A 14,093-nucleotide genomic window follows, 5' to 3' on the forward strand; every position below is an offset into this window, starting at 1 on the left:
TCCTTTTGATTTCGTTGTAATTATCTGTAGGGGATAGAGTTAACTTATTAAACGTGTGCTTCCGTGTCGTTGACTTCAGCTTCTTCCTCGCACTGTGCAGGGCTAGTGCAACCGCCAGCAGCAGGAAGGTAAGCGCCAATCACTTTTGGATATAGCCAGCCACCAAATAGGCCGCCTGCGATAGTGGCAAAAATAGGAACAATGAAATATGGGATATCTTTCGCTCCCGTCAGTGCATAATCCCAACCAGCAAAGTAGGCAAATAGCTTAGGACCAAAGTCACGTGCAGGATTCATTGCAAAACCGGTCAACGCGCCAAGTGAGCCACCAATAGTGGCAACAAGCAAACCAATCAACAGTGGTACCATCGCACCGCGAGATTCGCCGCCGTTATTGCTATCACCAAACGCTAAAATGCCGAACATGAGAACGGCTGTGATGGTAAATTCCACCGCTGCTGCGCCCAAGAAAGATAGAGAAGCGTGAGGGTAGGTTGAGAAAATACCTGCTGTTGCAAGTGCTTCAGGTGTATCTCTAGCCAAGCCATTGGCAAGCTCCCAGTCAACAAACAAGTTGCTGAACAATCCATATACCAACGCCGCCGCACAGAATGCGCCTGCAACTTGCGATGCGATATAAGGCAGTACCTTATGCTTTTCAAACCCGTGGAATGCGGCAAGAGCAATGGTTACCGCTGGGTTGATGTGAGCACCAGAAACACCTGCGGTGCAGTACACAGCAAGCGCCACGGCTAAGCCCCATACAATACTCACTTCCCATTGGCCGAATTCAGCACCGGTTAACACTAACGCTGCAACGCAGCCCACACCCCAAAATATAAGCAAGCCAGTACCAATAAACTCTGCGATACACTGGCCGAGTAGCGCAGGATCTTTTTTTATACTCATAGTTCTTTCCTTGGTCTTGTTTCATATGCATATCAAATGTGCGCTGGGATTGTAGCTAATTAGACCAGTTAGAAATCCGGCTTAGATCTCACATGTGCGTACGAAAGTTAAAAATGTTCGAATCATGTTCATAAATGTTATCCAAAGCACATTTTATGTTCGTTTTGGTTATTTTGCGCGAAATGGAGCAGTGTTTCATTTGCTTTATCTGTAATCGAATACAGTAATGGGCAGATTTGCTGTAGTGACTATTTAAAACCTTACCAATACCAAGTAAACTCGAGGTTCACCATGGTTTTAACGCGAGGGAGTGTGGTTGAAAGCGATAAAAAGACATCAGGAAATCATTGAATTGGTGACCACGCATGGCTACGTCAGCACGGAAGATTTGGTCGAAAAGTTTCATGTGAGCCCACAAACGATTCGTCGAGACTTAAACGAATTGGCGGATGCGAACAAAATCAAACGTAATCACGGTGGGGCAACCATTGTGACCAGCTCAGAAAATTCGTCCTACCAAAGCCGTAAAGTCTCCAATCAAGCAGAGAAAGAGCGGATTGCTGCGCAGCTCGTCAAACACATACCGAATGGTGCCACACTGTTTATCGATATTGGTACTACCCCAGAAGCCATTGCCAAAGCGCTATTGGTTGAACACAGTGACTTGCGTATCGTGACCAACAACATCAACGTCGCATCGATGTTGATGCACAAAGAAAGCTTCCGTGTCATCTTGGCAGGTGGTGAAGTTCGTGGCCGAGATGGTGGTGTCACGGGAGAGTCCACCATTGATTTCGTGGCTCAGTTCAGACTTGATTTTGGTATTTTGGGCATCAGTGGAATTGACTACGATGGTTCACTATTGGATTTCGATTACCATGAAGTGCGAGTAAAACGCGCGATCATTGAAAACAGCCGAAGCGTTTTGTTGGGAGTCGACCACAGTAAGTTTGGCCGCAATGCGATGGTCAAATTGGGTGGTATCGAAGAAGTTGACTTGGTCATCTCTGATATGAAACCACCAAAAGAGATCTGCAATGTTCTGAAAGATAATGAGATTAACGTTGAAATTGCTTAGCGTCTGATAGCGACTCAGGACTTGAGAGACCAGCTTTATGGCTGGTTTTTTTGTATTTGCTTTCCTGTCATGGCTCATATCGAAACTAAATTGCGCGAAATTATGCTCGAACGAACATTTGTGAGCGAAATCCCGAAACTTATTGAGTTTTAATGCCACACTATTTGTGCGTTAATTCAATGGGTGGGATGCAATGAAAGCAATAGCTCGATATCAAACTGAGGTGATCATCATAGGAGGCGGTGCGACAGGATCTGGCATTATGCGGGACTGCGCATTGCGGGGCATTGATTGTATTTTACTAGAGCGAGATGACTTGGCGTCTGGTACGACAGGACGAAATCACGGCCTGCTGCATTCTGGTGCTCGTTACGCTGTCACTGATCCAGATTCTGCGATGGAGTGTATTGCCGAAAATCGCATCCTAAAGTCCATTGCCTCACACTGTATCGAAGATACTGGCGGATTGTTTATCACCCTTCCAGAAGATGGGATTTCATTCCAAGATGAGTTCGTTGCAGCCTGCGATGTCGCCGGAATCGAAACCGAGCGAATGACGACCAAAGAAGCGCTGCTGTTTGAGCCTAACGCCAATCCAGCAATGCTTGGCGCTATTAAAGTACCAGATGGAACCATTGATCCATTTAGGCTTTGTGCCTCAAACGTACTCGATGCCAAAGAGAGAGGCGCCAGACTATTCAGCCATTGTGTCGTGACCTCGCTCATTCGAGAAGGGGATCGAGTCATTGGTGTTAATGCTTTCAATACACGCACTAATTTACCTTTTGAGGTGTTTGGGCAAGAGGTCATCAATGCTGCAGGTATTTGGGGACAGACGATATGTGAGTATGCGGATCTCAGCGTAAAAATGTTCCCTGCTAAGGGTTCTCTTCTGATTCTTGACTACCGCATTAATAACCGAGTCATCAATCGCTGCCGCAAACCAGCTGATGCCGATATTTTAGTGCCTGGCGACACCATTTCTCTCATTGGAACTACATCTGAACACATTGATTACGACCAAATAGACGATCTTCGCGTGAGTGCTGATGAAGTGGACATTCTTTTGGAAGAAGGTGCCAAGCTTGCGCCAATCATGAGCCAAAGCCGGGTGTTACGCGCTTACGCGGGCGTCAGACCCTTGGTTTCACTCAGTGAAGACACCAGCGGCCGTAATATCAGTCGTGGCATAGTTCTTGTAGATCACGCGGAGTTTGACGGCCTACATGGCTTTACCACGATTACCGGCGGCAAGCTAATGACCTACAGACTCATGGCGCAAATGGCGACCGACAGTGTCGCGAAAAAGCTTGGTAACACCAACCCTTGCATCACGCACACCACACCTTTGCCAGGCTCTTATAGTACCCCAACACCTGCTAAGAAAACCGCAAGTATCGCGAAGCCAGTTTATCACTCTGCGATTGATCGACATGGAGAACGGGCACTGGCGTTTTTATCTGATGACCAAGCCAGCCAGTCTGTGATTTGTGAGTGTGAGATGGTCACAGCAGGTGAAATTGAATACGCGGTAAAAGCGTTGGATGTGCATAACCTCGTCGATTTACGTCGAAGAACGCGGGTGGGAATGGGGCCATGTCAGGGCGAAATGTGCAGCTATCGAGCAGCCAGTCTATTGGCCGACTACGGTAACTTTTCGGGGTACGAAGTTGGAGAGATGCTGCATGACTTTCTTGAAGAGCGCTGGAAGGGTACCAAACCTGTGCTTTGGGGGGATGCTCTACGGGAGGCGGAATTTAGCTACTGGATATATCAAGGCCTATTTGGTGCCGGGGATTTTGATTTCAAGCAAGATGATGTAAATCACAGCGAAACTAAATTAGCGGCAGATAAGCAAGCGACAGAAAAGGAAGTGGAGGCTGAGCAATGATTGATTATGATGTGGTTGTCATTGGTGGCGGCCTTGCAGGGTTTAGCAGCGCTTTAAGATGCATTGAGCGTGGACTCAAAACCGCCGTGGTTTCTCATGGTCAGAGTGCGATGCATTTTTCATCTGGTTCTATCGATGTGCTGAGTCATTCGCCAATAACTGGCAAAGCGGTGAGTAATCCTTTTGATGAAATTGCTGAGCTTGCTAAGACGTCGTCTTTACATCCTTACGCAAAGTTAGGTGAGAAACGGGTATTCGAATCGCTCAGCTGGTTTCAGAAGTTGATGAGCAAACATGGGCTGCCTTTGAAACATCAAGATTCATTGGATAATCACTATCGAATCAGCAGCCTAGGCACATTAAAGTCCACATGGTTATCCCAGCCTTACGTATGGCAACTTGATCAGAATTTCGCAGCTCTCAATCAGATTGAACGAATAATCTTAGTATCGATTGAAGGGTTCCGAGATTTCCAGCCGGAGATTGCCAAAGCCAAGTTGGCGAGATTACCAATGTTCGCGGGCAAAGAGCTACTCACAGTGAAAATCACGCTTGATACATCGGGTATAGCTCAAAGAAACTGCCACGAATTTCGCTCTATTGATGTGTCTCGGCTGCTGCGTCAAGAGGCTGATTTTGCCAGCGTATGTTCCCAGCTTAGACAAGTTGCTACGCCGAACGACTTAGTGCTGATGCCTTCAATACTTGGCAATGGAGACGGCTTAGCATTGATGGAAAAACTGGCCGCTGAAACCCATCTGAAATTTCATGAAGTGCCGACCATGCCGCCATCGCTCTTGGGTATTCGAGTAGAAGACACGTTAAGAAAAGCATTTATTGAAGCGGGCGGGGCACTTCATGTTGGTGACGAGGTGACGCACGGTGTGTTCAAGCAAAACGGTGACCAGCTTTCGCTCGCGTGTTTGTATACCCGAAAAATGCGAACGGTACCAATCAATACCAAGCATGTGGTGCTGGCATCGGGGAGTTTCTTTAGCAAAGGTCTGAAAGCGGAGCATCATAAGGTGAGTGAGCCCATCTTTGATTTGGATATTGAAGACATCGGTGGACGGGAGTCATGGTATTCAAAGCACTTTTTCTCCCGACAATCCCATCCGTTTATGAACTTTGGCGTGTCAACGAATCGGCAATTCAAGCCTCTTAAAGCGCAGCAGTGTATAAATAATGTTTATTGTGCAGGCTCTATTCTTGCTCATTATGATCCTATCGCTCATGGCTGTGGCGGTGGCGTGGCAATAAGCACGGGTTTCCATGTTGCTGATGCCATCGCTGAAAGCCAAGAGTCAGCGTGTTATGCACAAAAATTAAGCCAATCACAGCAGCCTAACCAATCACAAAAGAAAAGGAGCGCTAGTATGACTGCCGTACGCCCAGCGGAACTGATTGCCGTCGCTAGCCTTCATGGTGATGAGCAAACGAAAACCTTTGAGAACTGCATTAAGTGCACGGTGTGTACCGTTTATTGTCCGGTCGCAAAAGCCAACCCTGAATACCCAGGACCTAAACAATGTGGCCCCGATGGAGAGCGTTTGAGGCTGAAAAGCCCAGAGTTTTTTGATGATGTACTTAAGCTCTGTACTAACTGCAAGCGCTGTGAAACGGCTTGTCCTTCAGGGGTGCGTATTGGCGACATTATTGCTTCCGCGCGTGGAAAGCATGGACGCAAACCGCTGAGTCTGACAACGGCACGAGATTTCGTTTTGAGCCATACTGATCTGTTTGGTCGCTTGGCCACGCCGTTTGCCCCTATTGTTAATAAACTCACCGAGCAAAGCGTAGTGAAAAAGGCCATGCACCATACGATTCAGGTGCATGATCATAAGTCTTTACCTAAATATTCACATGGCACTTTCCGTCGTTGGTACAAAAAACACGTCGCCGATCAAAGCCGATATCGCCGTCAAATCAGCTATTTTCATGGTTGCTACGTTAACTATAACGATCACAGCGTAGGCCAAAACTTCATCCGTGTCATGAACGCGATGAATATTGGTGTCCAGTTACTAGAGCGAGAGAAGTGCTGTGGCGTGCCCCTGATTGCTAATGGTTTTCACGCCAAAGCAAGGAAAAACGCAGAGCTTAATGTGAGTCAGTTGGAGAAAGCGTTGGAGAGCCGCTCTGAGTCAGTGGTCTCAACGTCGTCGACCTGTGCGTTTACCTTACAAGAAGAGTATCCCCATGTACTCGATGTTGATAACCACAAGGTCGCTGATAAAGTTCACCTATTTAGTCGCTTTATGTTCAGTGAGTGGCGTGAGGGTAACTTACCAAAAATGAAGCCATTGAATAAGCGTATTGTCTATCACACGCCTTGTCACTTGGAGCGTAGCGGTGACCACATCTTTACGATTGAGCTTCTAAAAATGATCCCAGGTTTAGAAGTTCAAGTGCTAGATAGTGAGTGCTGCGGGTTGGCCGGAACATATGGATACAAGCGAGAAAACTACGATGTATCGATGAAGATAGGTCACGGTTTATTTGAGCAAATTGATCACTCACAGGCTGATCTGGCGGTTTCTGATTGCGAGACTTGTCGTTGGCAAATCGAAGAGAATACAGGGCTATCTTGTGTACACCCTTTGAGTCTCATTGTAGAAGCTCTTGAATGAAGACAATATGCTTAGTGTAGGGTGCATCTATTCGTAAGCTCTGGTGAAACGGGTGGCTTAAAGGTTAGTGTTCTAACTATTAATTATGTGCTTGATAAAGCAGCTAGCATATTGACAGCGGTTTGCCAATTGTTGTTTTTATTATCAAAAACTTAAAATTATTTGTGGGGCTAATACCCAATCTCACACTGACTGTAAAGTTTTGTAATAATTTCAGTAATTTAACTATTGTTGTGCGAGGGAGATCGTATAACTAAATTACTAATTTATTGATGTTTTCAAGTTGTTAACGGAATGCTATACCTTGAAATTGACGCTAGCTTTACTTAGAGTGCTAAACGTTACATTACAAAGGACTTTAAGGGCGGCTCGACATGGATCCCATTCTGGAAGTTAAGGGACTGCACAAAGTGGTTGGAGAAAACTCCAAGAGAGCGTTTCCACTCACTGATAGAGAAGTTGAAAAGGGGAGCGTCACAAAGCAGAGTTTAGGCATTGCTTGTGCACTCGAACCTAACCGTTCTATTCCTTCCAGGGGCGTGGCTTTTTCAGCTCGTGACCCTCATAACCCAATCGAAATGCAAAACGAACAGATTCATCTGAACCTAGTTCATCAGAGCTTTAATCAAATGAGCGTTGTTCAAATGAGCAATGACGATGTTTTGCAATCCGATAGTCCTGATGACATTCTTCACTCTTCTGCTAGCAGTTCAGCAGTGCTTGCGCTTAATTGCGTAAAGGCTGCGAGCTTTCTTACCACCAAAATCATCTCGCTCAACGAAAACACTCTTGTCACTAAGGCGAACAATTCGTGTTGTAAGCAGAATCTAAGCGAAGTTTGTAATATTAACCTACCGTTCATACACTTATTGAAAACCTCATATGGAAATCACTATGAAAAACTTAACTAGGACGTTATTGTTTTCGTCTCTTCTTGCTGCAAGTTCCCTTCAAACCGCTTCTGCTGAAGAATGTGGTGAAGTTACTATCGCAGACATGAACTGGAACTCTGCAACTCTTATCGCGAATGTAGACAAGTTCATACTTCAACATGGTTTCGATTGTGACGCTGAACTCGTCCCAGGTGACACTCAACCGACGGGTGCGTCAATGATCTCAAAAGGTCAGCCAGATATTGCACCAGAGTTTTGGAGTAACTCAATGCGTGAAGCCTTGGATATGGGTGTCAAAGACGGTCAAATCCAATACGCGGGTACTACTCTAACGGATGGCGGTGAAGAAGGTTTTTGGGTGCCTGAGTATATGGTCGCCAAAGACCCATCAATGGCAACGATTGAAGGGGTACTCGCCAACGCTAAGATGTTTAAGCACCCAGAAGATCCAAGCAAGTCGGCGTTTTACTCTTGTCCTGCTGGCTGGAACTGCCAAATCTCTGCTGGCAACCTATTCACAGCGCTCGGGATGGAAGAAAAAGGATTTGAGGTAATCGATCCAGGGTCAGGTGCGGGTCTATCGGGTTCAATTGCAAAAGCTTATGAGCGCGAAGAAGCATGGTTTGGTTATTACTGGGCACCGACAGCGGTTCTTGGTAAATACAAAATGGTGAAAGTCGACTTCGGAAGTGGTGTGGACGAGACGATGTTTAAAGAGTGTATCACTCAAGAAACGTGTCTAGAGCCGAAAGCAACTATGTACCCACCATCAATCGTAGAAACGGTTGTGACTACTGATTTTGCTAAGCGTTCTCCACAAGCGATGGAGTATTTTGCTAAGCGTGAGTTTACCAACGCGCAAATGAATGGTCTTTTGGCTTGGATGGAAGACGAGCAAGCCGATGGCGAATACGCGGTTGAACACTTTATGAAAGAGTACAAATCAACGTGGTCTGCATGGTTAACGCCAGAGGTTGCAGCAAAAGTACAAAAAGCAGTAGATGAACTTTAAGCCCAAACGGTAGTAAAAGGGGCTAGAGGAATAGCCCCTTCTTATTTGATACAAGCTCGCTATTTTCAAAGGCGAACACAAGGCAGCAGTCATTGCTGTTTCTGGCAGAAGTAATCAAGGAGTAACAGATGTCTAATGCCACGTGGTTGAGTGAAATACCTCAATTAGACCGCAAACAACTATTAGAAATAAGAAAAACCTTAGACGGTGCCTATCGAGATTTTTCTCGTGAATACGGCGACACTATCGAATCTCTATTCGACCCATTATTGAGCTTCTTGATTTGGTTCGAGAAGTTACTGCTTTCCAGCCCTTGGTGGCTAATTATCGGAATTCTGGTTGGTCTTGCTTATGTGGCGAGCCGCTCTTGGAAACTCAGCGCCTCCGTCGGTATCGCTTTCTTTGTAATCGGCTTTTTCGGTATGTGGGATAATACGATGCGAACCATGAGCATCATTTTAGTCTCAACCATGCTCGCAATTGCCTCGGGATACCCACCGGGATCCTTATGGCTCAGTCGAAAAAAGCCCGAGCCATCATTACCCCCATACTTGACGTGATGCAAACCATGCCAGCGTTTGTGTATTTGATTCCAGTAGTCATGCTCCTTGGTATCGGCAAAATTCCAGGTGTTATCGCCGTTGTGATTTACGCCATCCCGCCAGTCATCCGTTTGACGGATTTAGGGATACGACTCGTCGACAAAGAAGTACTCGAAGCCGCTACTGCATATGGTGCAAGTCCTACACAGCGCTTGTTTGGGGTTCAGGTGCCTTTGGCAATGCCGAACATCATGCTGGTATCAACCAAACCATTATGATGGCTCTTGCGATGGTCGTGATTGCTTCGATGATCGGTGTAAAAGGTTTGGGACAACCCGTTCTAAAATCCATCACCAACCAATATTTCACGCTAGGTCTACTCAATGGCCTTGCTATCGTGCGCTTGCCATTATTTTTGACCGTGTTTCACAAAGTTATGCAAAACGTACCCAAGCTCACTTAGGAGGTAGAGAATAATGTCTACTACTCAACCTCAGCCAATGATTCAAATTAAGAACTTATATAAGATTTTTGGTCCTAAAGATAAGTCTTACCTCCAAGCTGTAAAGGATGGCGAATCAAAAGATGATCTTCTAGCGCGTACTGGCCATACACTCGGTCTTAAGGATATCAACCTAGATGTCTATCCGGGAGAAATTTTTGTGATTATGGGTCTATCTGGCTCAGGAAAATCCACACTTATCCGACACTTCAATCGCCTTATTGACCCAAGTGAAGGGGAGATCATTGTTGATGGCTCGGATGTTATGAAGCTCTCTGATAAAGAGTTACGTGATTTCCGTCGCCATAAGATGTCGATGGTATTTCAGCGCTTTGGCTTACTTCCGCACAAAACCGTCATTGATAACGTCGCCTACGGATTGCAAATCCAAGGAATGAGTAAAACAGAGCGATTCGAAAAAGCCAGAGATTGGATCAAGACCGTTGGCCTAGAAGGCTATGAAGAGCAGTATCCTAGCCAATTGTCTGGCGGACAACAGCAACGTGTAGGTCTTGCTCGTGCGCTGTGTACCGACGCTGAGATCTTGCTGATGGACGAAGCCTTCTCTGCACTCGACCCCCTCATTCGTAGTGAGATGCAAGACCAGTTGATCGAGCTTCAAGAAAAGCTCCACAAAACCATCATTTTCATTACCCATGATTTGGATGAAGCACTTCGGATTGGTGATCGTATTGCCATCTTGAGAGACGGTGTCGTCGTCCAGCAGGACAAACCTGTCGATATCCTGCTTAACCCAGCCGATGATTACGTAGAAGCGTTTGTGAAAGATGTGAACCGAGCTCGGGCACTGACAGTTGAGACGGTTATGCAGCCACCTGTACTTCGTATCACAGCGGAAACACTGGGCGAAGCGATCAGTCAGATGCGCAAATCTTCTGAGGACTATGGATACGTTGTTAACGATGACGGTTACCAAGGCGTCATTACTCAAGAAACGTTAGAGCAAGTGAACAAAAACGATTATCACAAAGAGATACCGGAAGACTTGTTAGATGACGTACCTGCCGTTCAAAGCGATGCACTGCTTGAAGAGGTGATTCCTGAGACGCTCGATAGTGACCACCCACTTCCTGTTGTCGATGACAATGGCGATCTTCAAGGTCATCTATCTAAGTCGACACTTGCAGAAGTACTAAGTGATAGCGCAACGAGCGAACCTTCAGAAAGCAATGACTCAACGGTCGATGAGCGCTTATCTGATAAAGGCGCAGCGTAGAGCAAGAGGCTTGATAGATTCCAACTTGTAGGTTGGTGAAATCATCATAAGAAGCAAAGCGCAAACCGATGGTTTGCGCTTTTTTATTGAGTGTAGCTTTTTATTGAGTGTGACATGGGCAAAAACGGCAGTGTGTAAAAAACGCATTTTTGTAAAATTGACAGTGTAAAAATTTTGTTGTGAAATTGTTTGTAAAAAAGCGCTATTCTAAAAATCAAGCGGTAACCAAACGGTCATATAGAAGTAACAAGGCTTGGTTAATGCAGTACTAAAAGTAGCTGAAGGAATAGACTATGAAAATGCAAACATTCGATAATACACAACAACAAAATCCACAAAACTTTATCGCACAAGCCGTGTTTGCCGTTGAAATGGTCGACGCAGGCGAGCCTACGCAAAAGCAGAAAATGGCCAAGCAGCTCCTTGATACGCTGTTCCCGCTAGAGAACGGTTCACACGAGGATGTAGTGAGCTACGAAATCAACTATCGCCACGTGCAAGCCTTCTTCAAAAATGGCCAGCACAGCGGTCTACGCCATAACAAACACTTTGTTGCTTACACTGGTGACGAGTGCAACCCGGACAACATCTTGTTCCGCGACGAAAGTGGCACGCATGTAGAAATGACCATCGCTCGCCGCAAAGGCACAGGTTGTCTTGAGCTAGTAGAGATTGATGACATTCAAATCGAAACATGCACGACGTTTGGTGCAGACAAAGAGATGGGACTACGTCACTGGGTTAGCCTGGTAAAAGGGGACGAAAAACGTCATCCATCGGCGAGCAATGAAGATAAAGAATATGTAGCAAAAGGTGGTGATGATTACTGTTTGACCTTTAGTTACGCTTGTTAGACGTAAGGATCGACAAATTTTTGAACCCACCAGATTGGTGGGTTTTTTTGTTACTGTGGTTCCGCAATCCCAAAGCCCCAATCAGTGCAATCTACCTTGTAGAAATTGATTCCGAATTAAACTTTTTTCTGTGAGTTGCTGCTTAATGTAGAGTGGTAATTCCATTTGGTTTTCCATATTAAGTACTGTTTATTAAGCAAGAGTGTTCAATTGTTTTGTGTAGACGGTTAGTATTAAAATAGCGCTAACCTCATCTAATTAAGTTACTTATATATGGAATGATACTCTGTTAATTTGAATGTCATGGGAATGTTAAATATATTGATGTTGTGATTTTTATTTTGATTATAAAATAAGGTTCTCAAAAGATAAGTTTGGTGTTTGTTTATTCTCCGCATGAGGTTCCATAAAGTGCATTGATGTGACGGGCGTCACAAATAAAGTTTGATTTATAAACTTGTAATTTATTTATATAACTGTGAATTGTAATATTTTTACATATTCAATAATTCACTAAAGATAATGATACGTCAGACATCAATCAAATTGGCTTCAATAATCTCTGTTTTTCTAATAGGGTGCCAGTCAACCAATACCCAGCCGCCAGAATGGTATCACTCTACACAAACAACCAATGATGCCTATATTTATGCAGTAGGACAGGGTAGAAGTTTAGAGATGGCAAAGCAATCAGCTCTAAGCCAAATAAGTGCCCAGCTATGGACAGAGGTAAACTCACAATTCGCCTCAAGAGACGTATTTAGAACAAATGGCGTAGATGAAACGGAATTAGGTTTTGTTGATAGTAAAATCAATAGCAAGACTGCAACGGTTGCGTTTGCTGACATAGAGTATATCCAGACTGAAAAAAATGACATAGCGTACTTTGTACAAGCAAAAGTAAGTCGAGATAAGATTATTCAACAGCTGAATAGCGACATAGAATTAGCAGATAGCAATGCCCAGCAAGTCCTAGAAAAGCTGACCCACCAAGATAGTTTACTTTGGTGGTTGCAAAACAAAGATAAAAAAGATCTACAGAACACAGTCAATGTACGTAAGACAATGCTTGCTGCTTTGGGAGTTGAAATCACTTCAAATGCGAGCAGTGTAAGTAAAATGGTAAATAAGATTGACGAAATTCAGTCTGGTATTGTTGTTCAATTCTCATTTAAAGGTAGCGCTAGGCAAAGCGCTCAGCTGCTAGCGGACAAGTTGTCACAACAAACAATTAAAACATCTTTAAAGCGAACTCCCAGCGCCACACACACATTAACTCTGAAGACTGAATTACGTCAGAACAAAGTCGGAGAGGCGTTCATTTCGACTCAGTTTACACGACTAGAGTTGACGCCGAAGCGTGGAGCTACATTGGGAAGCAATGAAATAATTTCAACTGGCAGTTCTTATTCTAGCTACAAAATATCTAGGGAAGGAGCTGAACGAAACTTTATCGACCTAGTTGATGAACAAGGCGTTTGGAACGCACTTGGTTTGTAAATAATAATAATTGAATGGAGTGACAAAATGTTTAAGAAAACGGCAGTGGCATTGAGTACCATGATGGTACTCTCTGGTTGTCAATTAACGGGGTCTGGTGTAACGGCAATATGTACACCTGATATGGAAGTACCTTTGGCAACGGCGCAGGTTGAGTCAAAGTCTAGTGATGACCGAAAGGTTATTGTACTGCCTGTTGATATTTCTTTCGAAGACTCAGCGGACAAAAAACTAAAAGCAGTGATGCGTAACGAGCTTGAGAGTCAAATTAGTAAGACAGGTAGTAAACTTGTAGACAGAAAAATCGCGAATAAGCTCAAAGACGAGATTAAACTAGCTGAGCAAAGTGGCCGATATAACACCAAAGGTGTGCCAATTGCGGACTACGCTATCATTACAGAAATTATTGGTAGTGAACTAAACAAATCACATGAAGAAGCGCATACTGCGACGAACATTCTGACTGGTGATGAGTATTTAGTTCCTGCAAATTGTAGCTATAACGTAGATGTGACTGCTGTTGTTAAAGTTGTGACTCTACCAGAAATGAGTTTAGTACAACGAATCGAGCTAGAAGGCGATCACTCTTCAAAAACGGATACAAGAGATTCACGTTGTCCAATTTCAAGTGCTAGTTACGCTAATCTAGCGAGCAAAGCAGCAATGGAAGCTGTCGACTTTAATAAAGATCTACAACATTTGCTGGCACCAACCGCTCCAGTTTTGGAAGTTCGTCAGTGTGAAACTGGCACAATGGCAAAAGTAGGCATTGGTTCTGAAAAGAATATTCAGCCAAACGACAAGGTTGAGTTTGCAACATTGATCAAAAATGCAGAGGGTGAAATTGAAACTTTCCCTATCGGTGAAGGTACTGTTGTAGATGTTCCAAGAAACGGTATTAAAGCCAAGTATTCATGGGTAGGTATTAGTGAAGAAATGTCACTGAAGCTTCACAAGGGAGATGCTGCAACTGTCGTTCCAAAAGAGTGCAGCGTGTTCTCTCTTTCAGATTTTGAATGTGGCTTAGAGAATATGGTGAAATAACA

10 protein-coding genes and 2 pseudogenes are annotated in these 14,093 nt (G+C 44.6%); 11 read left to right on the forward strand and 1 reads right to left on the reverse strand.

Translation table 11 applies throughout. From position 1 onward, the window contains the following. Positions 1-47: 47 nt before the first annotated feature. Positions 48-908: an MIP/aquaporin family protein gene (locus TZ48_RS15210; protein ID WP_112479776.1), complete on the reverse strand. Its 861-nt coding sequence runs from the start codon at positions 906-908 to the stop codon at positions 48-50. 316 nt (positions 909-1,224) lie between these two features. Here TZ48_RS15210 and TZ48_RS15215 point away from each other — a divergent pair, with 316 nt between their 5' ends. The 11 genes and pseudogenes from TZ48_RS15215 to TZ48_RS15260 all read left to right on the forward strand — a co-directional run bounded on the left by TZ48_RS15215 (position 1,225) and on the right by TZ48_RS15260 (position 14,091). After that, on the forward strand, positions 1,225-1,986 hold the full coding sequence (locus tag TZ48_RS15215) for a DeoR/GlpR family transcriptional regulator (RefSeq protein WP_112461585.1): 762 nt from the start codon (positions 1,225-1,227) through the stop codon (positions 1,984-1,986). A 193-nt stretch (positions 1,987-2,179) separates the two neighbouring features. After that, positions 2,180-3,877 carry an anaerobic glycerol-3-phosphate dehydrogenase subunit A gene (gene glpA, locus TZ48_RS15220; RefSeq protein ID WP_112479777.1) on the forward strand — a complete coding sequence of 566 codons (1,698 nt, stop codon included), beginning with the start codon at positions 2,180-2,182 and terminating at the stop codon, positions 3,875-3,877. Beyond that, positions 3,874-5,175: pseudogene (glpB, locus tag TZ48_RS25255) on the forward strand (glycerol-3-phosphate dehydrogenase subunit GlpB); the annotation flags it as partial. The gene glpA and the pseudogene glpB, both read left to right, overlap by 4 nt. 78 nt (positions 5,176-5,253) lie before the next feature. After that, positions 5,254-6,507: an anaerobic glycerol-3-phosphate dehydrogenase subunit GlpC gene (glpC, locus tag TZ48_RS25260; RefSeq protein ID WP_420822945.1), complete on the forward strand. Its 1,254-nt coding sequence runs from the start codon at positions 5,254-5,256 to the stop codon at positions 6,505-6,507. A gap of 410 nt (positions 6,508-6,917) precedes the next feature. Further along, the gene (locus tag TZ48_RS15230) at positions 6,918-7,418 is read left to right on the forward strand and encodes an ATP-binding cassette domain-containing protein (RefSeq protein WP_239670907.1); all 501 of its coding nucleotides are present in this window, start codon (positions 6,918-6,920) and stop codon (positions 7,416-7,418) included. Continuing rightward, on the forward strand, positions 7,402-8,412 hold the full coding sequence (locus tag TZ48_RS15235) for an ABC transporter substrate-binding protein (protein ID WP_112479780.1): 1,011 nt from the start codon (positions 7,402-7,404) through the stop codon (positions 8,410-8,412). Before TZ48_RS15230 ends, TZ48_RS15235 begins: the two co-directional genes overlap by 17 nt. 128 nt (positions 8,413-8,540) lie before the next feature. Next, positions 8,541-9,431, forward strand: a pseudogene (locus TZ48_RS15240) (ABC transporter permease). Next, positions 9,431-10,693 carry a quaternary amine ABC transporter ATP-binding protein gene (locus tag TZ48_RS15245; protein ID WP_112479781.1) on the forward strand — a complete coding sequence of 421 codons (1,263 nt, stop codon included), beginning with the start codon at positions 9,431-9,433 and terminating at the stop codon, positions 10,691-10,693. Before TZ48_RS15240 ends, TZ48_RS15245 begins: the two are co-directional and overlap by 1 nt. Positions 10,694-10,986: 293 nt before the next feature. After that, entirely contained in the window at positions 10,987-11,547 is a 561-nt protein-coding gene (locus tag TZ48_RS15250) for an aldolase/citrate lyase/malate synthase family protein (RefSeq protein ID WP_112479782.1), read from the forward strand. A gap of 522 nt (positions 11,548-12,069) precedes the next feature. Then, positions 12,070-13,047, forward strand: a complete 978-nt coding sequence (locus tag TZ48_RS15255; protein WP_112479783.1) for an LPP20 family lipoprotein — start codon at positions 12,070-12,072, stop codon at positions 13,045-13,047. Positions 13,048-13,074: 27 nt separating this feature from the next. Beyond that, positions 13,075-14,091 carry a hypothetical protein gene (locus tag TZ48_RS15260; protein ID WP_112479784.1) on the forward strand — a complete coding sequence of 339 codons (1,017 nt, stop codon included), beginning with the start codon at positions 13,075-13,077 and terminating at the stop codon, positions 14,089-14,091. Positions 14,092-14,093: the final 2 nt, after the last annotated feature.

The organism is Vibrio variabilis (assembly GCF_003263785.1).
GTDB classification, from domain to species: Bacteria; Pseudomonadota; Gammaproteobacteria; order Enterobacterales; family Vibrionaceae; genus Vibrio; species Vibrio variabilis.

Excerpts from the sequence above, each read along its gene's own strand:
- TZ48_RS15210 (WP_112479776.1), bottom strand. The coding sequence starts at position 908 with ATGAGTATAAAAAAAGATCCTGCGCTACTCGGCCAGTGTATCGCAGAG.
- glpA (WP_112479777.1), top strand. The coding sequence starts at position 2,180 with ATGAAAGCAATAGCTCGATATCAAACTGAGGTGATCATCATAGGAGGC.
- glpC (WP_420822945.1), top strand. The coding sequence starts at position 5,254 with ATGACTGCCGTACGCCCAGCGGAACTGATTGCCGTCGCTAGCCTTCAT.
- TZ48_RS15235 (WP_112479780.1), top strand. The coding sequence starts at position 7,402 with ATGAAAAACTTAACTAGGACGTTATTGTTTTCGTCTCTTCTTGCTGCA.
- TZ48_RS15245 (WP_112479781.1), top strand. The coding sequence starts at position 9,431 with ATGTCTACTACTCAACCTCAGCCAATGATTCAAATTAAGAACTTATAT.
- TZ48_RS15250 (WP_112479782.1), top strand. The coding sequence starts at position 10,987 with ATGAAAATGCAAACATTCGATAATACACAACAACAAAATCCACAAAAC.
- TZ48_RS15255 (WP_112479783.1), top strand. The coding sequence starts at position 12,070 with ATGATACGTCAGACATCAATCAAATTGGCTTCAATAATCTCTGTTTTT.
- TZ48_RS15260 (WP_112479784.1), top strand. The coding sequence starts at position 13,075 with ATGTTTAAGAAAACGGCAGTGGCATTGAGTACCATGATGGTACTCTCT.